Annotated in this window: 26 protein-coding genes and 1 pseudogene; 19 read left to right on the top strand and 8 right to left on the bottom strand. The window is 42.0% G+C overall.

Going from position 1 to position 23891, the window contains the following annotated elements; translation table 11 throughout:
* Positions 1-7 precede the first annotated feature (7 nt).
* Both GWP43_RS10535 and pyrB read right to left on the bottom strand, forming a co-directional pair.
* The gene (locus GWP43_RS10535; RefSeq protein WP_230977673.1) at positions 8-466 is read right to left on the bottom strand and encodes an aspartate carbamoyltransferase regulatory subunit; all 459 of its coding nucleotides are present in this window, start codon (positions 464-466) and stop codon (positions 8-10) included.
* A 65-nt stretch (positions 467-531) separates the two neighbouring features.
* Positions 532-1452 (bottom strand): aspartate carbamoyltransferase, encoded by a 921-nt coding sequence (pyrB, locus tag GWP43_RS10540; RefSeq protein ID WP_162664122.1) that lies wholly within the window; start codon positions 1450-1452, stop codon positions 532-534.
* A gap of 307 nt (positions 1453-1759) precedes the next feature.
* Here pyrB and GWP43_RS10545 point away from each other — a divergent pair, with 307 nt between their 5' ends.
* From GWP43_RS10545 to GWP43_RS10635, 19 genes are all read left to right on the top strand, one after another.
* Positions 1760-2515, top strand: coding sequence for a head GIN domain-containing protein (locus GWP43_RS10545; protein ID WP_162664123.1), 756 nt, complete (start codon positions 1760-1762; stop codon positions 2513-2515).
* A gap of 46 nt (positions 2516-2561) precedes the next feature.
* Positions 2562-2915, top strand: coding sequence for a nitrous oxide-stimulated promoter family protein (locus GWP43_RS10550; RefSeq protein ID WP_162664124.1), 354 nt, complete (start codon positions 2562-2564; stop codon positions 2913-2915).
* Positions 2912-3409 (top strand): methyltransferase family protein, encoded by a 498-nt coding sequence (locus GWP43_RS10555; RefSeq protein ID WP_162664125.1) that lies wholly within the window; start codon positions 2912-2914, stop codon positions 3407-3409. Before GWP43_RS10550 ends, GWP43_RS10555 begins: the two co-directional genes overlap by 4 nt.
* A 139-nt stretch (positions 3410-3548) precedes the next feature.
* Positions 3549-5516: an ABC transporter ATP-binding protein gene (locus tag GWP43_RS10560; protein WP_162664126.1), complete on the top strand. Its 1968-nt coding sequence runs from the start codon at positions 3549-3551 to the stop codon at positions 5514-5516.
* A 16-nt stretch (positions 5517-5532) separates the two neighbouring features.
* Positions 5533-6144, top strand: a complete 612-nt coding sequence (locus GWP43_RS10565) for a class I SAM-dependent methyltransferase (RefSeq protein ID WP_162664127.1) — start codon at positions 5533-5535, stop codon at positions 6142-6144.
* Between the two features lie 71 nt (positions 6145-6215).
* The gene (locus GWP43_RS10570) at positions 6216-6713 is read left to right on the top strand and encodes a GNAT family N-acetyltransferase (RefSeq protein WP_162664128.1); all 498 of its coding nucleotides are present in this window, start codon (positions 6216-6218) and stop codon (positions 6711-6713) included.
* A gap of 509 nt (positions 6714-7222) precedes the next feature.
* Positions 7223-9049, top strand: coding sequence for an ABC transporter ATP-binding protein (locus tag GWP43_RS10575; protein ID WP_162664129.1), 1827 nt, complete (start codon positions 7223-7225; stop codon positions 9047-9049).
* Positions 9050-9454: 405 nt separating this feature from the next.
* The gene (gene aspS / locus GWP43_RS10580; RefSeq protein ID WP_162664130.1) at positions 9455-11215 is read left to right on the top strand and encodes an aspartate--tRNA ligase; all 1761 of its coding nucleotides are present in this window, start codon (positions 9455-9457) and stop codon (positions 11213-11215) included.
* A 3-nt stretch (positions 11216-11218) separates the two neighbouring features.
* Positions 11219-12256, top strand: coding sequence for an amino acid--tRNA ligase-related protein (locus tag GWP43_RS10585; RefSeq protein ID WP_162664131.1), 1038 nt, complete (start codon positions 11219-11221; stop codon positions 12254-12256).
* Positions 12257-12632: 376 nt separating this feature from the next.
* A complete protein-coding gene (locus tag GWP43_RS10590; RefSeq protein WP_162664132.1) occupies positions 12633-13265 on the top strand; it encodes a DUF5343 domain-containing protein in 633 nt (210 codons plus the stop codon).
* 3 nt (positions 13266-13268) lie between these two features.
* On the top strand, positions 13269-13838 hold the full coding sequence (locus GWP43_RS10595) for a Swt1 family HEPN domain-containing protein (RefSeq protein ID WP_044978216.1): 570 nt from the start codon (positions 13269-13271) through the stop codon (positions 13836-13838).
* A 149-nt stretch (positions 13839-13987) separates the two neighbouring features.
* Positions 13988-14296 carry a nucleotidyltransferase family protein gene (locus GWP43_RS10600; RefSeq protein WP_010697523.1) on the top strand — a complete coding sequence of 103 codons (309 nt, stop codon included), beginning with the start codon at positions 13988-13990 and terminating at the stop codon, positions 14294-14296.
* On the top strand, positions 14280-14636 hold the full coding sequence (locus GWP43_RS10605; protein WP_162664133.1) for a HepT-like ribonuclease domain-containing protein: 357 nt from the start codon (positions 14280-14282) through the stop codon (positions 14634-14636). Before GWP43_RS10600 ends, GWP43_RS10605 begins: the two co-directional genes overlap by 17 nt.
* Positions 14626-15285 carry a hypothetical protein gene (locus GWP43_RS10610; protein WP_162664134.1) on the top strand — a complete coding sequence of 220 codons (660 nt, stop codon included), beginning with the start codon at positions 14626-14628 and terminating at the stop codon, positions 15283-15285. Before GWP43_RS10605 ends, GWP43_RS10610 begins: the two co-directional genes overlap by 11 nt.
* 332 nt (positions 15286-15617) lie before the next feature.
* The gene (locus GWP43_RS10615; protein WP_002669594.1) at positions 15618-15908 is read left to right on the top strand and encodes a hypothetical protein; all 291 of its coding nucleotides are present in this window, start codon (positions 15618-15620) and stop codon (positions 15906-15908) included.
* Positions 15898-16155 carry a hypothetical protein gene (locus GWP43_RS10620; RefSeq protein ID WP_162664135.1) on the top strand — a complete coding sequence of 86 codons (258 nt, stop codon included), beginning with the start codon at positions 15898-15900 and terminating at the stop codon, positions 16153-16155. Before GWP43_RS10615 ends, GWP43_RS10620 begins: the two co-directional genes overlap by 11 nt.
* A 107-nt stretch (positions 16156-16262) precedes the next feature.
* Positions 16263-16895 carry a hypothetical protein gene (locus tag GWP43_RS10625; RefSeq protein WP_162664136.1) on the top strand — a complete coding sequence of 211 codons (633 nt, stop codon included), beginning with the start codon at positions 16263-16265 and terminating at the stop codon, positions 16893-16895.
* A gap of 94 nt (positions 16896-16989) precedes the next feature.
* Positions 16990-17163, top strand: a complete 174-nt coding sequence (locus tag GWP43_RS10630) for a hypothetical protein (RefSeq protein WP_162664137.1) — start codon at positions 16990-16992, stop codon at positions 17161-17163.
* A 48-nt stretch (positions 17164-17211) separates the two neighbouring features.
* The gene (locus GWP43_RS10635) at positions 17212-17541 is read left to right on the top strand and encodes a hypothetical protein (RefSeq protein ID WP_162664138.1); all 330 of its coding nucleotides are present in this window, start codon (positions 17212-17214) and stop codon (positions 17539-17541) included.
* A 708-nt stretch (positions 17542-18249) separates the two neighbouring features.
* Here GWP43_RS10635 and GWP43_RS15275 read toward each other — a convergent pair.
* The 6 genes and pseudogenes from GWP43_RS15275 to GWP43_RS10660 all read right to left on the bottom strand — a co-directional run bounded on the left by GWP43_RS15275 (position 18250) and on the right by GWP43_RS10660 (position 23865).
* A pseudogene (locus GWP43_RS15275) lies at positions 18250-19019 on the bottom strand (IS256 family transposase).
* Position 19020: 1 nt separating this feature from the next.
* On the bottom strand, positions 19021-19485 hold the full coding sequence (locus GWP43_RS15280; RefSeq protein WP_203232404.1) for a transposase: 465 nt from the start codon (positions 19483-19485) through the stop codon (positions 19021-19023).
* Positions 19486-19583: 98 nt separating this feature from the next.
* On the bottom strand, positions 19584-20258 hold the full coding sequence (locus tag GWP43_RS10645; protein ID WP_162664139.1) for a cytochrome c oxidase assembly factor Coa1 family protein: 675 nt from the start codon (positions 20256-20258) through the stop codon (positions 19584-19586).
* Between the two features lie 65 nt (positions 20259-20323).
* Positions 20324-21256, bottom strand: a complete 933-nt coding sequence (locus GWP43_RS10650) for an ABC transporter permease (RefSeq protein WP_162664140.1) — start codon at positions 21254-21256, stop codon at positions 20324-20326.
* A 3-nt stretch (positions 21257-21259) separates the two neighbouring features.
* On the bottom strand, positions 21260-22360 hold the full coding sequence (locus GWP43_RS10655; RefSeq protein WP_162664141.1) for an ABC transporter permease: 1101 nt from the start codon (positions 22358-22360) through the stop codon (positions 21260-21262).
* The gene (locus GWP43_RS10660) at positions 22360-23865 is read right to left on the bottom strand and encodes an ABC transporter ATP-binding protein (protein WP_162664142.1); all 1506 of its coding nucleotides are present in this window, start codon (positions 23863-23865) and stop codon (positions 22360-22362) included. Before GWP43_RS10660 ends, GWP43_RS10655 begins: the two co-directional genes overlap by 1 nt.
* Positions 23866-23891 lie beyond the last annotated feature (26 nt).

Below are 23891 nucleotides of genomic sequence, written 5' to 3' on the forward strand. Positions count from 1 at the left end.
TTCTCCGCTAATTTAAATTAAGCTTAATGTCGGCGACCGGAATAACCCGTTCACAGTAAAAACACTTGTAGCAGTCCTGTCCATGCGAATGTACTTTTATAAACCGCGACGGTACCGCTTCATTATTTGAAATACATTTAAAATTTTCGCAGTGCATAAGCGCTTCAATTTCATCAGGCAATTCAAGCGGTATTTTCTGTACAACCTTACTGTCTTTAATGATATTGACCGTCGCATGAGGCGCCAACAACGAAATTTTTTCCAGCTCCGATTTAGTCAATGTTTTATCGGCAATCTTAATCAGGCCTTTTTTACTGTGCGCCTTGCTATGCAAATTAAAACCGACGGTTACCATGTCGGTATACTCTTTCAATTTCAGCATTTTGACGATCGCAAAGGTACGCTCCGGTGGTATATGGTCAATCACTATTCCGTTTTCCAATGCAGTTATCTGTAATTCCATCATTCAACTCCTTCTTGTAGTTCCGTTATTCGCACGGATGGTTTAATACCTCATTGCTTCTTGAGCTTTTATTGTTCTAGAGAGAGCATCATCATTGCCTGTCTAATCGGGATGCCGTTCCGCGCTTGCTCGAAATAACGCGCATATTTTGTAGTATCCAAATCCACATCGATTTCATTCACACGCGGCAGCGGATGCATGATAATCATATCATCTTTGCACTTCCCTTCTATATTGCCTCTATTGATGATATAAATGCCTTTCACCTTTTCGTATTCTTCCGGATCGGGGAAACGTTCGCGCTGAATGCGGGTCATATAAAATACATCGAGCTTATCTAAGCAGCCGGTAAAGTTTTCTTCTACATAGTAGGTAACCCCTGCATCATCCAAATCGTCAAGCAGATATTGCGGCATAGCAAGGTTTGACGGAGAAACAAAGTAGATAACCGGATGAAAATGCTTGAGAGCTTTAGCCAACGAATGAACGGTACGCCCGTATTTTAAATCGCCGGTAAAAGCAATGTAAAGATTTTCCAGAGTACCTTTTTCTTTCATAATGGTATACAAATCGAGAAGCGTTTGGCTCGGGTGCTGGTTTGATCCATCACCGCCGTTTAACACCGGCTTATGCGAAACGGAAGCAGCAAGGCGCGCCGCTCCGTCCATCGGATGGCGAATAACAATGATGTCCGAATAGGATTCCACCATGCGTATGGTGTCCGAAAAGGACTCCCCTTTTTTAACCGATGAATGTTCCGTATCGAAATAGAGGATATTTGCGCCGAGCCGCATCGCAGCCGACTCAAATGACAGTTTTGTTCGCGTGCTCGGTTCATAAAACATAGTTGCAACAATCTTGCCGTGCATCAGCGAAAGTTTTTCCTCATCGGACATTTTTTCTATTGCTTCCGCCTTTTTCAAAATGAGCAGAATTTCTTCTGCGGTGAAATCATTCATTGAAATGATATCCTTCTTCCCGTTTATCATAGAACCTCCTCAAGCAAAAAAAAAGGATACTGTCTTCATTTAGAAAACAGTATCCTTATCGGTTACGGTAATAATGCTTACCGGCAGTTGAAAGAGTGAACCCCTGCGGATTATACCCCCGAATGGTACACAAGGATTATACTGGTGTTGCCGTAAGCGCTTTGTCATTATTGCCTCTTTCAATTTAAATTGCAGGTTTATAACAGTATTGAATTTTCTTCGGATGACAGCCTTGGATGATACATTGACATATTTACAGCCTTAAAGTATGCTAAAAACCACAAATTTTATCAATTGAGGGGTTGTGATGAACAGGACAAAAAACAATATAACCAGTATCGTATACATTACCGTTATCGTATTGCTTTTGTTTGCCACCGGCGGCTGCCCGGGGTCGCTCATCCCTATTCGCGGGAACGGGAACATAACACAACAGAACTTTCCACTGAATGATTTTAAGACCGTTTCCGTCAGCGGCGACTGGACTGTCGAGATAACACAGAACGTAACATTTTCCGTTACCGTAGATGCCGATAGAAATCTTTTTGACTATTTAGATATACGAGTCGATGGTAATCATAACCTCCATATCGGCTTCAAAAAAGGGTACGCTATAAGCAACGCCCACTGCAAAGCTTCAATTAAGATGCCGATTTTAGAGCGGTTAACAACTTCCGATTCGATTACCGGGGAGATTAACTTATTTAATAATATGTCAGGAAAAGCAATGTCGATTGCTATTTCAGGATCAGGCAATATTACCGCAAACAACATTAAGGTAAAAAACTTAGCCTTGGAAATATCCGGTTCGGGTGATTTTAAAGCGACAGGGGAAGCTCAAACGTTTACGGGAAGTATTTCCGGTTCCGGCAATATTAAAGCTGTCGACTTAAAAACCAAAGAGGCGAATATTTCCATTTCCGGCTCAGGCTCTGCAGAAGTATGGGTTACAGACTCTTTAACAGCCGATATCAGTGGGAGTGGCAGTGTTCTTTATAAAGGCAACCCCGCCAATGTTATCCCAGATATCAGTGGCACCGGCAGCGTAGCCCCTCTTCCGTAGAATGCGCCCGCGTCCGTTATTCTGAAGCATTGCCGGTATACATACCATGACCGTAGAAGATGAAGTACGTTTAGTTGATTCGATGATCGACTTGTATGCGGCGGCGCACCACACCCATTCTTCACAGGTCGATGCAGAGAATATTGATGCAGCGGTGCCGGATTTAGAGGCATTAAAAGCATATACGCACAAGCGGATTGAACAATGCCGGTATCGTAGCGGCAAGCAGAAGAAACCGTTTTGTAACGTTTGCCCCATACATTGCTACAAACCGGAAATGCGTCGGCAAATTCGCGCAGTTATGCGCTACAGCAGCCCGCGTATGTTATTCCGACATCCGCTGTTAAGCTTACAGCATCTGATCGGCACCATCCGCAGCAAAAGGACTCGTCCCCTATGAAAACAAATGAACAAGAACATCTCCCTGTAATGGGTATCGGTCCTGTATGTATTGCAATTATGATTGCGTTCACTGCCGCAGGTATTACCGCGGTAAAATTCGATCTACTGACAAGCGGAAACGTGCGTAGTGCTATCATTGCAATCGTTTTCGTCACTGCCGGAATACTGTGTATTAGTGGCGGCATCGCACTGTGGTGCGCTGCAGTATTCGGTGCTCGTATCGACATTACGATAAAAGCAAATCAGCTTGCAACCGGCGGCGTATATGCCCTTGTACGAAATCCCATTTATTCCGCTTTTTTATTTATCTGTACCGGAGTACTGCTATTTTGCCGAAATTGGTATGTATTGATTTTACCGCCACTCTTTTGGGTATACCTTACCGTGTTTATGAAATTGACGGAAGAACAATGGCTTTCCGAACGTTTCGGCGATGAATACGCAGCGTATTGCAAACGGGTTAATCGCTTTCTTCCATGGAAAAGACGGTAAGTGATAAGCCCCATCAACATTACGAAATTGTAAATTAAATTGTTAAACATCGTTGACAATCCATTCCTGTTTGCATATATTTTCTATGACTAAACAACTGACGATACCGTCGATTATTTGATATGGAGGACTATTCTCTATGAATGATACAAAAAAGCCGCAGGGGAAAAACGTTACAAAGGATCGGCAATCCCCGGCAAATGCTACAGAGGAAAATCCGGCACAGGAGAGTGCCGTACCGCAGCAGCAAGAACGAAATCCGGCAAAACAGCAAGCCATTAAACGACTGTTAAGCTATGCGGGCAGCAGCAAGAAATTTTTATCGCTGTCGCTGGTGCTTTCCGCTTTAAGCGCACTCGTCAGTTTTGTGCCGTACATTATGGTGTTCTTTGTAATGCGCGATGTGATTTCCGCAGTTGCGGCAAAAGAAGCGGTGAACGCAGCAGCTCTTGCACGCTACGGGCTGTGGGCGGTCGGTGCTGCTACGGCGGGCTTTGTGCTGTATTACGCAGCACTCATGCTTTCGCACGCGACGGCATTTACCATTCAGCAAAACCTTTCAATACGGATGGCGGAAACACTGGCAGACCTGCCCATTGGCTGGCATATTACGCATGTCAGCGGCAAGGTACGCAAGGTGTTTGAAAAAAACATTAATCAACTTGAAACGCTCATTGCTCATAATATGCCTGACACCGCACAAAACATGGTCTCTCCTTTTGCGATACTCGCGCTTACATTGGTATTCGACTGGCGGCTCGGACTGATTTCTCTTTTACCGCTTGTGCTTGCGTTTGTTCTGCAAGCTGTTTTAATGCGGATTAGCACCAACTCGGGCTTTATGCAAAAGTATGAAGACGCGCTTGAGCAGATGAACAACGCGGGTACCGAATATGTACGCGGTATTTCGGTTATCAAAACTTTTAATCAGTCTGTTTACTATTTCAAAAACTTTTACACCTCTATTATGCACTATAAAGAATTCGTTCTCCAATATTCGATGTCGTGGGAAAACGGCTATGCGATTTTTTTATCGCTTATCAAACTCGGGTTTGTCTTTTTACTTCCGGCAGCGTTATTGATGGCTGGGACAGCAACGCTTGACCCGCACTTTTTTTACAGCTTTGTGTTTTACCTTGCTTTCGCACCGGTTACCTACACAATGCTGATGAAAGTTATGTATGCAAACACGTTTTATCAGCGCTCAAACGATGCGCTCAACCGTATCGAAGATATTTTGCAAGCACCGCTGACCAAAGAACCGGAAACATCCATACTGCCTAAAAAATATGATATAGCATTTAACAACGTGATATTTTCATATAAGACGGAACCGGCTGCCGCCTCTGCAAAAACCGCACCGGAAACAGACGGAGGAAACACCGGCAGAGCAGCCCCATCTCCTCAGAGCCGAACCGCGATAAACGGCATCACACTCAGCATTCCCGAACATTCGCTCACTGCTCTGGTCGGTCCTTCAGGGGGCGGCAAAACAACCCTGGTAAATTTGCTCGGCCGCTTTTGGGAAGTTGATGCAGGAAGTATCAGCATCGGCGATATTGACATCCGCGATATAAAAACACAAGACCTGCTGCACACTGTCGGCTTTGTGTTCCAAGAGAATAAGCTTTTTAAGGAAAGCATTTTAGAAAATATCCGCTACGGCAAAAAAGACGCAAGCCGCGAAGAGGTAATGGAAGCACTCCGCAAAGCCGAGTGTATGGACATTATCGAAAAACTCCCCGCCGGTATCGACACGGTGTACGGCACCAAGGGCATATACGTCTCAGGAGGAGAAGCCCAGAGGCTCGCCATCGCCCGCGCCCTGTTGCAGGATGCCCCCATCATCGTACTGGATGAAGCAACCGCCTTTGCCGATGCCGAAAACGAATACAAAATCAAAAAGACCTTCGACGTACTGCTCAAAGACAAAACCGTCATCATGATTGCGCACCGCCTGTCCTCAGTCGTAAACGCAGATAAAATCTGTGTTATAGAAGAAGGCAAAATCGCAGAAGAAGGCACACATAAGGAACTGCTTGCGCGGAAGGGTTTGTACGCAAGTATGTGGGACAATTTCCAAAAAGGCATCGAGTGGAAAGTGTGAATCAGGGGAGGAGAAAATGAGTTTAGGAGATAATTTTAGGAAGCCTGCGGGCTTTATCGGTAAGCTGATTGTCGCGGGAATGAATTCAGGACATACGCGCATGGCGGAATGGGGCTTTTCGCATTTGGATGGAAAAATTTTAGGCAGCGGTCTTGATATCGGATGCGGCGGAGGTGCAAATGTCAAACGATTGCTTGAGCGCGGCTGCGAAGAGGTAACCGGTATTGATTATTCCGATGTCTGTGTTGCGCAATCGACGAAATGCAATAAGGCGTATATCGAACGGGGAGCCTGCCGTATACTGCAAGCAAGCGTTTCTTCCATGCCGTTTGAAAACGATTCATTCGATATTGCGACGGCATTTGAAACGGTTTATTTTTGGCCGGAGATAGAAACAGCGTTTAAAGAAGTGTTCCGCGTGCTCAAAAAAGGAGCGCACTTTTTTATCTGCAACGAAGTAGACGGGCTTCATAAAGGCGATGAAAAATGGCCGAAAAGAATCAGCGGTATGAAAATCTATACCGGTGAACAGTTGAGTGCACTGCTGACTTCGACAGGTTTTACCGGTATACAAACCGACTCGCTTTTTGCAAAAAGGTATCTGTGTGTAACAGCGCGGAAAGGGTAAATAATTGATAATTGATAATTAAATAAGATGGTATTGGTAACCGGTTTATAAAAAATATTATCGAGGTGTTCATGACATTAAGAAAATATGAGGCGCAAGATTCCAAAATCATTTGCAGTTGGATTAAGGATACAAAGCAGCTTTATCAATGGTCTGCCGACAGAATAGGGCGGTTTCCGTTAAACGGTAATGAGTTGAATGAATACTATGATTCGATGAACGGTATACAGTCTATCATTCCTCTTTGCGCCGTTGACGAACACACCGTGCTCGGTCATTTGTTTATCCGGTACCCAAATAAAGACGATAAAACACTCGTCCGATTTGGGTTTATTATACTTTCGCCTGAGTGCAGAGGAAAGGGAAATGGAAAGGAAATGGTAGCCCTTGCAATAGAATATGCAAAAAACGTTTTGCATGCTTCAAAAATAACATTGAGAGTGTTTACGAATAATGAACGCGCTCGGCATTGTTATGAAATCGCCGGTTTTCAACCAACAGGGAAAGTTATAACCTATATGATGCCGGATGGCGTATGGGAATGTATTGAAATGGAATTGAATATCTAACTTTGAGGTCGGGTATGAACATACAAGATTTTTGGGATGCAGTATTAACACAGAACGCCGAATGTACCGTGCTCGCCCCTTCCAAAAAACAGCTCTACTCTGATCGGGCGGTAAAATAAGGCTATATCTTTTTTCAGCGAATGTCTTACGGATTGGGACACGTCAATCCAAAAAACAGAATTCCCCCCGAAAGCGGACAGGATGTTCATTTCAGAGGGGACACGGATGTTCGTGGTTTCACGCAGCAGCGAGTTTAGGCGTTAGGCTAAACTCGTAGCTCCAAAATGAACAGGGATGTTCATTTTTTGGGCGGGTTTCCAAAGGGTACTCCCTTTGGTCGCCAGCTGAGTGGAGTACCTCCCTGTACTCCACTCAGCACGAGATTTGCATCAAACGCAAATCTCGTGCCTGTATGAAACCACCGCCATCCGTTGCGGTTCTGATTAGAAGGGGTCGTAGGGGAAGACCTTTCTTTTTATCGAAAAAAAAGAAAGGTCTTCCCCTACAATATGGAGAAATTATGTTACAAAGATTTTTTTGCGTTATCCGATGCGGGGACGCGGAATTTACGCTTGTCGATTACGCTCGGGGTTATTATCAATTTATTTGTGATGGTGCCGCTAGGACTTTCGCTGTATGTGCTGCAGTATTTTTTGGCGCGTATTATGCAGCAAGGTTTTCAAGCCCCGAATGTATGGGCGGTGGTAGCAGCCGGAGCGGCGTTTATTGCCGTGCTGTTTATCCTTGAGAAATTAAAGTACGGCAGAACGTATAACGGCGCGTATGAAGAAGCGGCGAATGTACGTATTTCGCTTGCAGAGTCGCTTCGGAAGCTTCCGCTGTCGTATTTCGGCAGGCAAGATTTATCGTATTTAACCTCGACGCTTTTAAACGATGTTACAACGATTGAACAAGCGTTTTCTAATGTCGTACCGGAAATGTTCGGCGGTATTATTTCGATTTTAATTGCGACGGCTCTTTTAGCGTTTTTGGATTGGCGGATGACTATTGCGTTGTTTGTTTGCGCCTTTGCAGGATTTTTTATTGTTGTCGGCTGCCGGAAGCTGTCGGAAAAAAAGATGAAAAGCGTCATCGTACGGAAGGATGGGATATACGATTCGCTGCAGCAGATGATAGACAATATCAAGGTGTTGAAATCTTCCGATAAAAAAGCTTTGTATGTGCAAAAGCTCAAAGACGATATTACCGAAACGACGAGCGTTGCGCTCAAATCGGAAGCTGCGATCGGAGCGCTTATGTTCGGTGTGGCTGCGTTGATCCGGTTCGGCTTTCCGCTCGTCATTTCTTACGGAGCGTACTTGCTGTCGCAGGGGCAAATCGAACTGTTGACCTATATCGTTTTTTTGCTGGTCTCATGTCGTATCTTCGATCCGTTGACGACAGTGTTTATGCTGCTTGCCGAATTCTTTTATACACTGATTGCAGTTGAGCGGAAGCAGGCGATTGTCAATTATCCCAAGCAAACGGGAAGCGAAACTTTTAAGCCGAATGGGTATGATATCTGTTACGATAATGTGTCGTTTTCGTATAATGAACCGAGCGGCAAAGGTGCGACTGACATCGGTGGAAGCGCTGCCGGTAATTCACATAATGCAGGCGGTGCCGCAAACGATACCGGAGAAAACACGGTAAGCGGAATCAGCTTTACTGCAAAGCAGGGCGAAATTACGGCTCTCGTGGGACACTCCGGTTGCGGAAAATCCACCATTGCGCGATTGGCTGCGCGCTTTTGGGATGCGTCATCGGGTACAGTCAGCATCGGCGGCGTCGATGTTTCTACGGTAGAACCGGAAACTCTGCTCAGCGCATTTTCGATTGTGTTTCAAGATGTCGTGCTCTTTAACGACACGGTGTACAACAATATTTTAATCGGCAACCGGAATGCGACAAAAGAGCAGGTACTCGCCGCCGCAAAAGCCGCGCAGTGTGAGTCGTTTATCGAAAAACTGCCGCAGGGCTACGACACGGAAATCGGCGAAAACGGCTATACCCTTTCCGGCGGAGAACGCCAGCGGCTTTCCATCGCCCGCGCTCTCCTCAAGGACGCACCGATCATCCTTTTGGACGAAGCAACCGCCGCCCTCGATCCGGAAAACGAAACGCTCATTCAGCACGCCATCGGTACACTTATAAAAGGTAAAACCGTTATCGTCATCGCCCACCGCCTCCGCACCGTAGAAAACGCCGATAAGATTATCGTGCTCAACAAAGGCACCATTGCCGAAACCGGCACCCACGCCGAGCTGATGGAAAAAGACGGTATTTATCGGGAGATGTATAGGTTGCAGAGAGAATCGGAACAGTGGTCTGCGTAACTTGCAAATATGCGGGCATCTGCGTTGTCGCTTTGCAAAAAACAGTCCTCGACGTACAACAAGTACGCCTGCGGGTGTTTTTTGCACGCTCCTAGCATCTGCTCCACCTATTTGCAAGTTGAGGGGATTACTCTCTATTTACGCCGACGGATATTTCAGAACGTCCACGGATGGACGAGGGGTAAAACAGCAGCGATGTTTTTGTACCGTAAAAACTCGCCATCGGCAAATGTACACGGACGTACATTTCGTACCGTGCCTGCGGGTGTTTTTTGCACGCTCCTAGCATCTGCTCCACCTATTTGCAAGTTGAGGGGATTACTCTCTCTTCTCTGTCCAGCATGAATCAGAACACGAATTGCATAAACGCCCCGTTTCAACTATACTTATCCTATTATGATAGAAATGAAACGTACAGTTACCTGCGGAGAGCTGCAAAAAAGCGACGCCGGTAAAACAGTAGTATTAAACGGATGGGTGCACCGCAAGCGCGACCACGGCGGTATCTCTTTTATAAACTTACGCGACCGCTATGGGCTGACACAGGTGGTTGTCGATGATGATGCAAGCCCTGAATTAAAGGAAATCGCAGCCGGTTTGAAGATGGAATATTGTATTGCCGTTGAAGGCACAGTGCGGGAGCGTCCCGATTCCATGGTCAACACGGAAATGCCAACCGGACATATCGAAGTGAAGACGCAGCGCATTGTTGTGCTGTCGAAGAGCGCTGTGCTGCCCTTCCAGATTGACGAAAAAACCAACGCCAACGAAGACCTCCGGCTCAAGTATCGGTATCTCGACCTGCGTTCCCAGACTATGCAGGATCACCTGATACTGCGCTCAAAGGTTACGTTTGCGGTGCGGGAGTACCTCACAGCGAGAAACTTCTTGGAAATTGAAACGCCGACCTTTATTAAATCGACGCCGGAGGGCGCGCGCGACTATTTGGTACCCTCCCGCCTCTATCCGGGCAAGTTCTATGCACTGCCGCAATCCCCGCAGCTGTACAAGCAGATACTCATGGTCTCCGGCTTTGACCGCTATTTTCAGATTGCCCGCTGCTACCGTGATGAAGACGCACGCGGCGACCGCCAGCCTGAGTTCACCCAGATTGATATTGAAATGAGCTTTGTTTCCCGCGATGATGTGCTCGATGTTACCGAAAATATGTTCCGCACGGTATTCAAAAAGACTATCGGTGCGGACTTGGCGCAATTCTTCCCGCGGATCAGCTATGACGATGCCATCGACCTCTACGGCACCGATAAACCCGATATCCGCTTTGAGATGAAGATGCAGGATGCCGCATGGCTGGCTGAATGCACCGAGTTTGCCGTGTTCAAAGATGCGGTCGCCGCCGGAGGAGCTGTCAAGGCGCTTGTAGTGAAAGGACAGGCAGCAAATTACAGCCGCAAAAAGATCGAAGAGCTTGAAGCTGCGGCAAAAATCTACAAGGCAAAGGGGCTTGCATGGACAAAAGTTGCAGGCGGCGCATTCGAAGGCGGTATTGCTAAATACTGCGCCGGTGCGGAAGCTGAAATATGCAAAAAACTGAATGCCGGGGACGGCGACTTGCTCCTCTTTGTTGCCGATGCAAAATATAAAATCGCCTGCACCGCACTCGGCGCTGTCAGAAGTAAACTCGGCAAGGATTTAAATTTGCTCGATCCAAAAGTATTCGCCTTTTTGTGGGTTATCGATTTCCCGCTCTTTGAATGGAATGAAGATGAGCAAAAATGGGATCCCGCGCACCACATGTTCTCCGCGCCGCAGGAACGCTACCTCGACACGCTGGAGCAAAACCCCGGTGAGGTAAAAGGAGACCTGTACGACCTCGTACTCAATGGCTACGAAGTTGCTTCCGGCTCAATCAGAATCCACAATCCGGAGTTGCAAAAACGGATATTCAACATCGTCGGCTTTAACCCCACCGATGCGGAAAAGAAGTTCGGCTTTTTAACGGAAGCATTCAAATACGGAGCGCCGCCCCACGGAGGTATTGCCCCCGGTCTTGACCGCATCGTGATGCTGATGGCAGGGGAAACCTCGATTAAAGAAGTAATCGCCTTCCCCAAAAACACCTTCGCCGTCAGCCCCATGGACGAAAGCCCCAGCGAGGTTGACGAAAAGCAGCTTGCCGAACTGCACTTGAGCATTCGGGAATAAGCAGTGGACATCGAAGCGCTTGAATTCCGTGCGGCTTGTTTGCAGGCTGCGCGGAATTTTTTTATTACACATGGCTATCTGGAGCTGGACACTCCGGCGCTTGCTCCGGCGCTCATCCCCGAAAGCTGTCTCGAAGTGTTCCGCACGGAATACCTCAAACCCTTTAAGACCGGCGAAGAAGCGGCAGTCCCGCTCTTTCTTGTCCCCTCTCCGGAAGTATTCATCAAGCCGGTTATTGCCACGCACGGGCGATCGGTGTTTCAGCTTTCCAAATGTTACCGCAACTGCGAATCCGTCGGGCATATTCACAACCCTGAATTTACCATGCTGGAATACTACACCATGCAGGCGGATTACCGCGATTCCGTCACGCTTACCGAAACTTTTCTACAGACTATGGCGCAGGCAGTTGCGGGGCCGCCGCTTGCCGATCCCGAATTGGGTGCGATACTTTCCAAACCGTTTTTGCAGCTGACTATGGACGAAGCCTTTAAACGATTCGCCGGTTTTTCTCTCGCCGAAGCGGAAACACCGGAGCTTACATTCCATGCGGAACGGCTCGGCCTCGGCGACAGGGCGCAGTATGAAGACTGGGCGTGGGATGATTTATACGAGTTGCTTTTGGTGCACTGCATCGAACCGCAGCTTCCGCCCGATGTGCCCGTTGCGCTGCTGGACTATCCCGCGCGGGTACCCTGCCTTGCACGGGAACGGTCGGAACAGCGTACCGCCGCTGACGGACGGACATATATATGGAAGACAAAAGAGCGGTGGGAAGTATATGTGCGCGGAGTAGAGCTCGCAAACTGCTATACCGAAGCGCGGGATGCGGGAGAGATCAACCGCTCTTTTGTGGATGAAGCAGCGGTTAAAAACGCAACGGCACGGGTTCCGCATCCCGTACCGGAGAACTTCGGCGGGATATGCGCCTGTATGCCGCCCTGCTCCGGCGTTGCAATGGGATTTGACCGCTTAATCATGCTCCTCGGTGGCAAAAAAACACTCGAACCGTTTTTATACGGCGGATTTTCTCGTCTATGATACCTACAATACAGAGAGCAGCTCTAAAAACTCGCTTAGAATTTGTTTAAAGGGGTCCCATACTGATTTTGTAGTTTGTACATACCAATTTCGGATTTGGAACGACATCCATGTCCTCAACTGCAGCGGTTTTGGCATTCAAAAGCCCTATAAACAGGACGTGATTTTCTTTGACTTGTTTAGTGAAGATAGGCCTAATCTGTCTGCTGATGATTCGTTCCGGCGAGTATTTATGGTAGAAAGATACAGTTGTTTGGAGAGATGCAGCTTAGATTGAAAGCGCATAGTTTCTATGATATTATGAGGAAAGGTCGAAAAGATGTTATGTGTTCCTTACGGATGAAATGATAAGTAGATATTATTATGGAGGGAATTTATGAGTTTACCTGATAGTTATACCCAAAAGCCAAGTGCAATTTCTGAATATTTTGAATCATTCAAAGCCGCACAAGCTCCAGAAAGGGTATCTTATAAGTTTTTGGAGAATCTAGGTTTTACTTCAACAAACGACAGAATGATTATTGGTATATTAAAAGAGCTTGGTTTCATTGATACAGATGGGAAACCAACACAGCGGTATTATAAGTTTCTCGATAAAAATGAATCGAGTAAAATTATTGCAGAAGGTATTCGAGATGCATATTCTGATTTATTTGCTGTAAACCTTAGAGCTAATGAACTTTCCATTGAAGACGTGAAAAATAAATTACGTTCTTTATATGCAGGTAAAAAAACTGATCAAGTAATAGGTCGTATAGCGACAACTTTTAATTCTTTGTGTGAACTTGGTGATTTTTCTATTGAAACAGTGCCAAAACAGGAGTGTAAGGTAGATAATACAACTGAAACCTCTAATATTCGAACGGAAAGACCTTTACCAAATACTCAAGAAAAAAAAGAAATAGCACTTGGATCCTTGCAATATCATATAAATATCATTCTTCCGGCTACAAAAGATCAAGCAGTATATGATGCTATTTTTAAAAGCTTAAAAGAACATTTAGGTTAAAATATGGATAAGCTTTATTCATTTGTGTATAAAGGAATATTAGCAGAAGAAAGTCTTAAGAAAGCAAATCCAAAGACTGTAGTTGATATTGAAGAGTTTGATGAATTGAAAATTAAAAAATCTTTATCTTTTGATATGCTTGACCAAGAATTCCTTCAACAATCAATCAAAACGAGTATTATTTATCAAGCTATCCATACTTTTGAGAATATGATTCGGAAAATGGTTGTAAAAGCTATGGATGAAAAATATCATTTGGATTGGTGGAAGCATGTTAGTGAAAGTATTCAAAAAAAAGTCTCTGCACGAAAAGAAGAAGAAAGGAAAATAAAATGGCACGCATCGAGAGGTTCATCTGAAATATTTTATTGTGATTTTGGTGACTTGTCAGCAATAATTTGTTCTAATTGGGAATTATTTGAAGAATTATTAAGAAATCAAGAATGGGTAAAACAATTACTTTTAGCATTAGAAAAATCTCGTAATGTCATTATGCATGGTGGAAATTTAGCTCAAGAAGATATTGAAAGGATTGGTGTAAATATTAGAGATTGGTTGAGACAAACAGGTTGAGTAAGACATCTAATACCCGCTTCAACCTGACATTGCGGACGAGCCGCAAATGCAGGTTAAGCGAATGTTAGATGGACTCGTGCTACTGCACGAGCTGAATTTTTAGATATAAAGCTAGATTTAATATTAAAAAAAAGTATAATAGAGCTATGAAACCTAAAGAAAAAAAAGAGATTTTTAATTTCTTAGAATATAATAAAAACATTCTCCAGTCCTATGGCGTAAAAAAAATAGGTCTTTTTGGTTCTTATATACATAATCAACAAAATAAAAATAGCGATATTGATATATTAGTAGAATTTCATGCTAATAAAAAAAACTATAATAACTTTATAAATTTAGTTTATTACTTGGAAGATAATTTGAATACAAAAATAGATTTATTAACTATAGAAAGTTTAAGTCCGTATATTGGTCAGAGAATACTCAATGAGGTTGAATATGTATCGATCCAATGAAGATTTGTATAATCATATTTTTGATGAAATCATTTTTTTGGAATCTGAAACAGGTACTATGACAAAAGAGGCGTTTCTAAAAGATGAAAAAACGCAACGGGCATTTGCACGGAGTATTGAAATTATTGGAGAAGCCGTTAAAAACATTTCAAATGATATAATCATTAAATATAAAGAAGTTCCATGGAGAAATATTGCCGGTATGAGAGATAAACTCATTCATGGTTATTTTTCCGTTGATTATGAAATTGTGTGGGATGTTGCAAAAAACATTATTCCTGAATTTAAGAACCAACTGATAAAAATTATGGATACAGAAAAAAAGAAAAATGACAATTAAAGAAATAATAACAGAAATCAATAAAATAGAAATAGATATTGCTGATTTTATAAGTAGTTACAAAAGTGAACAACTCGTCAGTAATTATGATGATTGGAATTATAAAGATGTCATTGCGCATCTTTTGGAATGGATTATGTTTTCAAAAAATAAACTAAACGCTATTGTACATAACCAAGATTTTCAAGAAATAAGTAATATCGATATATTCAATAAACAAAATTATATAAAAAATAGGAATAAGCATATTACAGAATTACAGAAGAAACTAATCTTTGAACTGAATGAATATAAAAATATTGTGCTATTGTATACAGAAGCGGATTTACAGAGAAAAGATTTGCCAACAGGTTTTTCATTTGAATTATGGCAGTATATGATAATGGATACTATTATACACCCTGTAATGCATTTATTATATTATTTAATTAAAACAAAAAAATATAAGTTATTTTTCAAATTGTGTAAAAAATATAATGACATATTTTATTGTTATGCAAAAGGAAATCTTGAGGTGTATTCTTTTTATGAATATATTGAAGATAGTAAAAAATTTATTGAGAATATAAAAGAATTAGGCGAGCAGTATAAAAATGATGCTATGATACATGCAGTTTTAAAAGCCAATAAAATAGATGAAAACATCTAACACCCGCTTCAACCTAACATTGCCTTTGCGGCAATGCAGGTTAAGCGAATGTTAGACGGATGCCTTACGGCACGATAAGCTGTAACTTTGAAAAATAGGATATATTTTTATAAATTAAAGTTTAAAGCCCCAATTAATGGGTTAGGTTACTTTGAGCAAGAGTGTCTTTTATTATAATGGCTATTTGAGGATGAGAAAAAATAAATTTTTATCTAATAATTTTAAAACTTATTAAGGAAATTAACAAAATATAAGTCATTCCGACGGTTGTGGTGTTTGTAAGATTAGGATTTATTGTTAAAAAACTGGAAAAGTGATATATTATTTATAGTATGATATTCGATTGGAATAATGAAAAGAATATAATGCTTAAAAGAGATAGAAATATATCGTTTGAGCGGATTATTATAGCAATTGAACAAGATAGTTTGTTGGATATTTTAGAGCATCCAAATAAAGAAAAATATCCAAATCAACTTTTGCTTCTTGTAGAAATTGATAGATATGTATATGTAGTTCCTTGCGTACTTGAAAATAATGTTTGTTTTTTGAAAACTATTTTTCCAAGTAGAAAATATACGGCAAAATATCTTGATATTAAAGGAGAAGAAAATGAATACTGAAAAAGAGCTGTATGAATCTATAGAAAATGATGAATGGGAAGCGGTAAAAAATTTTTATGATCTTCGCAATGATTTAAAAAAAGCTGCTAAAACTATGCTTATGAAAAAAGAAAAGATAGATGTAATACTTGCCAAGCAAGATATAAATAATCTAAAAGCCAAAGCTTTTGAAGAAGGTATGGAATATGAAATTTTTGCAGGAAGTGTTTTACATAAATATCTAACAGGAAGACTTATAGAGGGATAAAAATTCAATTCGTCTAACACCCGCTTCAACCCTGACATTGCGGGCGAGCCGCAAATGCAGGTTAAGCGAATGTTATGCTAATACTCAACTTTTGTGTTTTATAAAAAATGAAGAAGACTAGTAATAATGATAAAAATAGCGGTTGGAAAATACTTTGTTATTTACTAATTGTATTTTTTTTATTTTTAGCATGTAAGAATTATTATAATCTTTCACACTTGGAAAAATTTGGAATCATTGAAACCGCAATTATAAAATCATATTCAATAAAAAGCCATATAGAGGGAAGTGGAACATATTATCATGTAAAAATTGAATATAGTTTGCTTGGTGAAAATTTAAAACAAATTTGTTCTTTTGATTTCAAGCCAAGTGAAGAATACTATGAAAATAAAAGAATACAAATTATTCACGATTCTAAAAATGATTTCAAACTTCCAATAGCTGAAAAAGAAGCGTATAAAAGAAATGAAATAAATGGAAATTTTATCCGCGCAATGGGAGTTTTATTTATTATATTATTAGCAAGATGTGTTAATTACATATTCGAAAAAAACCGTAATCGAAACAAAAGAATAAAAAAACTTATAAAAAAGAAACCTGAATTAAAAGAGAAGTATAGAAAAGAAGAATGTATAAAAAATATAATCATTTTAATCTTGTTAGTACCTTTTCTGTTAATTCAGTGCTTAATTGAATGGATAAAAGAAAGGTTTAATAGCAGAAAAAGAAATAAATAATGGCAGTCTGCTATACATCGATACGTTTTACAACTTAACTGTATGTTAGATGAACGTACTATCATACGAATTATCAACTCAGGAGTTATAAAGTATGAATGAAAAAAATGAATTAAAGAAAAAATCGGATATTGATTTATGGATCATTTTTATATCAACAATGTTTGTTATTATTTTATACAATAGTTTTTCATCGATAATTAGAACTATAACAAAGAATGCATGGGGATGTGTATTTATTTTCATTATATTTTGGAATGCTTATTAAACAATTTATTTGATATAACCCCCGCTGGGCGCTGTAATGGGATAATAAATGAGAAAAATTACGATTATATTTATATTATTTTGTATAGTATTTGTTTCATGTTCACAAAAACAGATTCCATTTAACAAAAAACAATGGATGAGAGAAAGAAATCGATTTTATATGACCGATTCGCTTATTAAAAAATTAAATGAAGATAAACCAAAAAGAGCTGAAATATTTGATTTGCTAGGAAAACCAAAACTTGAAGGTAGGATAAGTGATAATGAGGTCTCTTATTGGTTAAAATCTGACGGTTTCCTTGCTATGTGGGAATTATATATTGATTTTGATGATAACGGAAATTTTAAATCTGCTGTGGTTGCATATGCCGATTAAAAAGAGAAAAATCTTTTTCAGCAAGTTTTAGTTGCTGAAAATAAGCTGAACTTTAAGATTCAGTTTAAAAACCTTTTTCACATCACATACTCACCGCTTTTTATAAAATATTTTGTGTTGACAAATCCATAAAATAGTATGTACAGTATAGATGTATATGACATTTAAATGGGATGAAAATAAAACTCTGAAACTATAATGTTAGGTCGACAAGCTAACCACTTGCGGAAAATTTATAGGTGTCCTTAAATGAAAAGGAATACATTTATTGTGCTACTAGTCTGTCTATTGACAATATCAGTAGTAGTTGGATTTGCAAGTTGTGAAGTAAGAGGATCACCCTGTCTGCAATGCCGTGGAACTGGAAAATGCTCCCACTGCGATGGGACTGGACAAGATTACGATAGACATTATTATAATCATAATTGCGTTGCGTGTAAAGGTTCCGGAAAGTGTCATAGATGTAAAGGAACCGGAATATTATAATAGCAAAGAAAGTCTAAAATCCAGGTTTACAATATCACATAGAGACTGTGAAGTCCTTTCTGTAAATTCAGTAGGCTGCGGTAAAAAGTTTTAATGCGGGTATATCCCACAAGTAGCTGACAGCTACTGTTTATTTTTTGAATATAAAATACTGTTGATTTTTTATCAAGAGTTAAATACTAAAGACAGCTTCCTTGCTGTGAAATTGTCTTTTTTTATAGATTAGTCAGGCAGGCGACCTTCGTACATTATGCACATTTCTCCGTAGGCCTGGCACAGTTGTGAATCGGCTGAGTCCATTTTTGTTGCTTCAAAAGTTGTAAGATACAAAGCTTTGAGCAGAGCCTGGTCGCTTGGGAATACACTGCGCTGGCGATTGAGTTTTCGGTAACTGGAATTCAGGCTTTCAATCGCATTCGTGGTGTAAATGATTTTCCGGATATCCTTAGAGAACTTAAAATAGGCACGACAACATCCCAGTTTTCTATCCAGCGCTTCATGGAGTTCGGATATTTTGCGGACCATTTTTCAACAACTCGGTCGCGAGCTTTCAGCCCTTCACCTTCGGAGGCTGCGTTGTAAATTGTCTTCAGGTCAGTAGCGAAAGATTTCATGTCTTTTGATGCAACGTATTTCAGAGTGTTGCGGACCATGTGAACCATACAGCGCTGATAATCAGTTTTTGGAAATGCGGCATAGATGGCCTCTTTGATACCTGTAAGGCCGTCAGCACAGATAATCATAATATCCTGCACTCCACGGTTCTTAAGCTCATTCAGAGCGTTCAGCCAGAACTTAGCACTTTCATTTTTGCCTATGGCAAGCGACAGCACTTCCTTACGCCCGTCACAGGTAAGTCCAAGAATTACATAAGCGGCTTTTTTGACAATCACTCCGTTGTCTCTGACAGAATAGTGAATGGCATCGATGTAAATGACCGGATAAACATCATCAAGCGGCCGGTTCTGCCATTCTTCAATCTGCGGAACTATCTTATCTGTGACATCGGAATAAAACCCTCAGACACATCAAAGCCGTAAATGTCTTCGATGGTGTCTGAAATCTGACGGTTGTCATTCCCTTTGCATACATTGATATGATTTTATGATCGATGTCAGAAATATCTTTCTGGCCTTTTTTTACGACCTGCGGTTCGAAAGTTGATTTTCTGTCTTGAGGAACTTCCAGTTCAACTTCTCCGATACTTGATTTTACAGTCTTTGACTTGTAACCGTTTCGGTAATCATCGTTGTCAGAACGCTCAGATTTTTCATATCCCAAGTGAGCCTCCATCTCTGCTTCCATCATTTCTTTGATGGTTCCGCCTAGAAGGTCTTTCAGTGCTTCCTGAATATCCTGCGCTGACTGGATGTCGTATTCTGAAAGCAAAGTTTTAATAATCTCTCTTTTGCCTTCAGTCATTACAACTTTGTGTGGTGGTGTTTTTTCTTTTGCCATACGTTGGCTCCTGTCTTTATTTTACCACAGTACCTACTTTTTAGGAATTTACAGAAAGACTTTCACAGAGTCTATCACATAGGACGGCTACTAAGCAATTATTTTTCTTCCAATAGATTCACAACATTAGGGCTATCAACTTCTTTATAAAATAAGATTTTTTGATATGTCCAAATCCCATTTTCTTTTTTAGCCTTTACATAAACCCTAGAAATTCCGTTTTTTCCCTTTATCTTATATGAAATTGAAGCATCACCGGAAGAATCTCCACGTGCATTAATTGATCCCGATATCATTCCTATTTGTTTATAATCGGGTCCAATATACTCCATTATCTCATGGTTTGTTTCAATTAATTCTATTGAATGCTTGAATGGTATGCTCATTTTAAATATTTGCATTATCGAAATAACAATTATGGAGGACAAGCCAATAATAATAAACAAAACACAAACTACAGTAATTATTATTTTCTTACTTTGTTTTTTCTTTATATCTTTGATTTCAGTTTCGGTTTTATTTGCTAAAACTGTTTCTTTTCCGCAATAGGGGCAAAGTTTAGCCCCATTAGGAATTTTTTTATTACATGATTCACAGATTTCTAAAGGCTTTAAAATTAACATTACAATAAAAACCCATATTCCTATTCCCGGCCAAATTCCAAGCCAAAACCAATGGGGAGAGCGATTTTTCTTTTTTGCAACAATTATGCCGGCTATTATTGGCTCAATCCATAAAATAAGAAAAATGATAAGGAATATTTTTGTGTCCATTTTATACTTCCTTTAAAAAAAATGCGTGAAACTTTTAAAAATTTCACGCATAAGGTCGGGATTCTTTAATACGGTTCGCCGTTTGCCTTTGGCGCGGCTGAGTTTTTACTGAATAGTACGAGGGCTATCAGCGTAACAAGATAAGGGAATATCTTGAGCCATACCGGCGGTATGCCGCTTAAAGCAGGGATAACCTGCGAAACGTTCGCAACGGTACGGGCAAACCCGAAGAAGAAGGTTGCACCCAAAATACCGAACGGCTTCCATTGACCGAAGATCAAAGCGGCGATAGCCAAGAAGCCAAGTCCGTCTACGCTGCCGTTAAACTCTCCCGAATAGGTTACGAGAATGATGGAGCCGCCCAATGCGGAAAGCGCACCGCTCGCACATACCGCAAAGTACCGCATCCGATGTACGTTGATACCGGCGCTCGCAACGGCAGACGGATGCTCGCCGCAAGCACGCAGCCGTAACCCGAACGAGGTCTTATACAGCAGTATCCACGATAGAATAAGTATCAGTAGTACCAGCCACGTGCTCCAATACACTTGCGAAAAGAAGAGCAGCCCCAATACGGGAATTTTTGAAAGTCCGGGGACGTCCTGCCGGATAATACCTGCAACACGTACGTTTCCCGAACCGGTTATGGTACGAGCCATATAGATGGTTAACGCGGCGGCGAGCATATTGATAGCAGTACCGCTGATAACCTGATCCGCTTTCAGTGTAATCGACGCAAAGGCATGCAACAGCGAAAAAAGGATACCGGCTACAGCGGCAACCAGCAAGCCGATAGGAATAACAATCCCAGCCGGAACGGAATGTTGCAGCAAATTGATAGTGACCGCTGCGGAAAAACCGCCGATCAGCATCAATCCTTCGAGGCCGAGGTTCGTAACGCCGCTCCGTTCGCTGTATAGCCCACCGAGCGAAGTAATCAAAAGAGGAATCGTATATGCAATTACATATGGAAAAATAAGGGTTAAAATATGCCACATACGTTATACCTCCTCCGCAGCAAGCCCTGCTGTTTGACGTGTGCGTATTTTTTTGGAAATCATACCCCAGAAGCGTTTAAAGAGCAGGCTGGTCGCTGTAAAATAGATGATAACCGCAATGATGGTATCTGCAATTTCCGGCGGAACAATAGTGTTTGCGCTCATAAAGCCCTTACCGACATGAAGCACGCCGAAGAAAATCGAACTGAGCGCAACGCCGACCGGAGTACCGGCGCCAAGTAAAGAAACAGCGATACCGTCAAACCCTTGTGAGGGCATTACGCCGATCTGCATATTCAGTGCGTAGCCGGTATAGTAGGTAAGTCCCGCCAAACCCGACAGCGCTCCCGCAATCATCATCGAAATAACGATATTCCGGTTTACTTTGATTCCTGCGTATTCCGCACAGTTACGGTTATAACCGACTGCTTTTAATTCAAAGCCGAGGGTAGTCTTATCCAAGATAATTTTAAGAAGGATCATTGCAAGAATACCGAGAAAGATACCGTAGTTTACATATTCGCTGCTGAACAAATCGGTAAGCCATGGGGTACGAAGCGAGCGGGCAACTGCGATGGATTTACTTTCCGTTTCCAGATATTCCGCTTTTAAGTAGCCCGGTACGATATAAAAAACGAGCCAATACGCAATCCAGTTCATCATAATGGTAGAAACAACTTCATGCACATTGAACAGCGCTTTTAATAAGCCGGGAACGACGCCCCAAAGCGCTCCGCCTGCGATACCGATAAGAATCAGTACAATGAAAAAGATCGGCCGCGGCATAGAAGTTGCCGATAAGGCAAACATACTGCCGAGTAATCCGCCGATCAGCATCTGCCCCGATCCTCCGATATTGAAGAGGCCGGTTTTAAATGCAAATGAAACGGAAAGCCCGACCAATAAGAGTGTCGTTGCCGTTGCAAGCGTATTCCCGATGCGTTCAATATTCATAAGTCCGCCACGGAAAAGGTAAGAAAAAGCGGTAAAAGGATTTTCTCCGATACAAATAATCAGAATCGCTCCGGCAATTAAACCGAGCAATACGGCGGAAAGACTGATTACAAGGGTATTATCCGAAAGCGAAGTGTGTCTTTTTATCATCACTGTTGGCCTCCATGTTTGCGCGTATCTCCGGCCATCATCAATCCCACTTCCTCGACCGTAGTTTCTTCAGGACGAACTATACCGGTTAGGGTGCCGCGATGCATAACTGCAATTCGATCCGACAGATTAAAGATTTCGTCCAACTCAAAAGAAATGAGCAATACGGCTCGCCCTCTGTCCCTGTGTTTGACCAATTCTTTATGGATTGCCTCGATAGCGCCGACATCCAGCCCACGGGTAGGCTGTACGGCAATCAGCAGTTCCGGATCAAGGGCAATTTCACGGCCGAGGATAGCCTTTTGTTGATTTCCACCACTCAAGTTCCGTGCAGCCGAGTAAACCCCTTCGCCGGAGCGAACATCGAATTGCTTGGTAATATCACCCGCAAATGTGAACATCCGGTTTTTATGCAGGAACCCGTGCTTTTGAAAAGGTTCTTTGTAGTATGATTTGATAATCGTATTTTCGGCAATCGTATACTGCATAACCAAACCGTGTTTCTGGCGGTCTTCGGGAACCAATCCCATACCCGATTCATTGCGTTCGCGGATAGAGGTCTTTGTGATATCCTTACCACTTAGCAGAACGGTTCCTTCCGCAATCGGCATTAATCCCGAAAGTGCATGAACAAGCTCACTCTGCCCATTCCCGTCAACCCCCGCGATACCGACAATTTCGCCTTTATGCACTTGCAGTGAAAAGTCATTGACGGCAGGTACTTTTTTTGCACCGATAACTTTGAGGTGTTGTATATCGAGTACGACTTCGCCGGGCTGTGCAGGCGTTTTTTGTACCTTAAATTCAACCGGACGCCCGACCATCTTTGCTGCCATCTCGTTTTTGGAAGTAGTGGCGACGTCTATCACATCGATCAATTTTCCTCGCCGTATGATGGTGCAGCGATCCGCAACGTCCTTAATTTCCTGTAATTTATGGGTGATGAGGATAATGGATTTTCCTTCCTTTACCAGATTCCTCATTATTTGGATGAGTTCTTCAATTTCCTGCGGCGTTAAAACGGCGGTAGGCTCGTCAAAGATGAGCACTTCCGCATCGCGGTACAGCATTTTTAAAATCTCCACACGCTGTTGCATACCGACTGTTATATCCATAATGCGTGCATTCGGATCGATTTGTAATCCGTATCGGGCGCTTAATTCTTTTATTTTTTTTTCGGCCTTATGCAAGTCGAGAAAAAAGCCACCTTCTTTTCCGAGGATAATATTTTCGGTGACGGTAAAGTTATGTACAAGCTGGAAATGCTGATGTACCATACCGATACCGAGTTCGTTAGCATCATTCGGATTATTGATAACCACCTGTTTACCGTTTACAAGGATTTCTCCCGCATCAGGGTGGTATAAACCGAATAAGATACTCATAAGAGTGGATTTACCCGCGCCATTTTCCCCGAGAATTGCATGGATTTCCCCCTTTTTTACCTGCAATGTTATATCATCATTTGCAACAATACCGGGGAATTCTTTGCGGATATGGCGCATTTCAATAGCATATTGTTCAGACAGAT

The organism is Treponema vincentii, assembly GCF_010365865.1.
Taxonomy (GTDB): Bacteria; Spirochaetota; Spirochaetia; order Treponematales; family Treponemataceae; genus Treponema.

What these genes read in the sequence shown, in the direction of transcription:
- GWP43_RS10550 (WP_162664124.1), top strand. Translation starts at nt 2,562, where the DNA reads ATGACCGTAGAAGATGAAGTACGTTTAGTTGATTCGATGATCGACTTG.
- GWP43_RS10610 (WP_162664134.1), top strand. Translation starts at nt 14,626, where the DNA reads ATGACAATTAAAGAAATAATAACAGAAATCAATAAAATAGAAATAGAT.
- GWP43_RS10590 (WP_162664132.1), top strand. Translation starts at nt 12,633, where the DNA reads ATGAGTTTACCTGATAGTTATACCCAAAAGCCAAGTGCAATTTCTGAA.
- pyrB (WP_162664122.1), bottom strand. Translation starts at nt 1,452, where the DNA reads ATGATAAACGGGAAGAAGGATATCATTTCAATGAATGATTTCACCGCA.
- GWP43_RS10600 (WP_010697523.1), top strand. Translation starts at nt 13,988, where the DNA reads ATGAAACCTAAAGAAAAAAAAGAGATTTTTAATTTCTTAGAATATAAT.
- GWP43_RS10575 (WP_162664129.1), top strand. Translation starts at nt 7,223, where the DNA reads ATGGAGAAATTATGTTACAAAGATTTTTTTGCGTTATCCGATGCGGGG.
- aspS (WP_162664130.1), top strand. Translation starts at nt 9,455, where the DNA reads ATGAAACGTACAGTTACCTGCGGAGAGCTGCAAAAAAGCGACGCCGGT.
- GWP43_RS10630 (WP_162664137.1), top strand. Translation starts at nt 16,990, where the DNA reads ATGAATGAAAAAAATGAATTAAAGAAAAAATCGGATATTGATTTATGG.
- GWP43_RS10535 (WP_230977673.1), bottom strand. Translation starts at nt 466, where the DNA reads ATGATGGAATTACAGATAACTGCATTGGAAAACGGAATAGTGATTGAC.
- GWP43_RS10635 (WP_162664138.1), top strand. Translation starts at nt 17,212, where the DNA reads ATGAGAAAAATTACGATTATATTTATATTATTTTGTATAGTATTTGTT.
- GWP43_RS10625 (WP_162664136.1), top strand. Translation starts at nt 16,263, where the DNA reads ATGAAGAAGACTAGTAATAATGATAAAAATAGCGGTTGGAAAATACTT.
- GWP43_RS10595 (WP_044978216.1), top strand. Translation starts at nt 13,269, where the DNA reads ATGGATAAGCTTTATTCATTTGTGTATAAAGGAATATTAGCAGAAGAA.
- GWP43_RS10565 (WP_162664127.1), top strand. Translation starts at nt 5,533, where the DNA reads ATGAGTTTAGGAGATAATTTTAGGAAGCCTGCGGGCTTTATCGGTAAG.
- GWP43_RS10660 (WP_162664142.1), bottom strand. Translation starts at nt 23,865, where the DNA reads ATGCGCCATATCCGCAAAGAATTCCCCGGTATTGTTGCAAATGATGAT.
- GWP43_RS10615 (WP_002669594.1), top strand. Translation starts at nt 15,618, where the DNA reads ATGATATTCGATTGGAATAATGAAAAGAATATAATGCTTAAAAGAGAT.
- GWP43_RS10570 (WP_162664128.1), top strand. Translation starts at nt 6,216, where the DNA reads ATGACATTAAGAAAATATGAGGCGCAAGATTCCAAAATCATTTGCAGT.
- GWP43_RS10620 (WP_162664135.1), top strand. Translation starts at nt 15,898, where the DNA reads ATGAATACTGAAAAAGAGCTGTATGAATCTATAGAAAATGATGAATGG.
- GWP43_RS10645 (WP_162664139.1), bottom strand. Translation starts at nt 20,258, where the DNA reads ATGGACACAAAAATATTCCTTATCATTTTTCTTATTTTATGGATTGAG.
- GWP43_RS10560 (WP_162664126.1), top strand. Translation starts at nt 3,549, where the DNA reads ATGAATGATACAAAAAAGCCGCAGGGGAAAAACGTTACAAAGGATCGG.
- GWP43_RS10655 (WP_162664141.1), bottom strand. Translation starts at nt 22,360, where the DNA reads ATGATAAAAAGACACACTTCGCTTTCGGATAATACCCTTGTAATCAGT.
- GWP43_RS10650 (WP_162664140.1), bottom strand. Translation starts at nt 21,256, where the DNA reads ATGTGGCATATTTTAACCCTTATTTTTCCATATGTAATTGCATATACG.
- GWP43_RS15280 (WP_203232404.1), bottom strand. Translation starts at nt 19,485, where the DNA reads ATGGCAAAAGAAAAAACACCACCACACAAAGTTGTAATGACTGAAGGC.
- GWP43_RS10605 (WP_162664133.1), top strand. Translation starts at nt 14,280, where the DNA reads ATGTATCGATCCAATGAAGATTTGTATAATCATATTTTTGATGAAATC.
- GWP43_RS10555 (WP_162664125.1), top strand. Translation starts at nt 2,912, where the DNA reads ATGAAAACAAATGAACAAGAACATCTCCCTGTAATGGGTATCGGTCCT.
- GWP43_RS10545 (WP_162664123.1), top strand. Translation starts at nt 1,760, where the DNA reads ATGAACAGGACAAAAAACAATATAACCAGTATCGTATACATTACCGTT.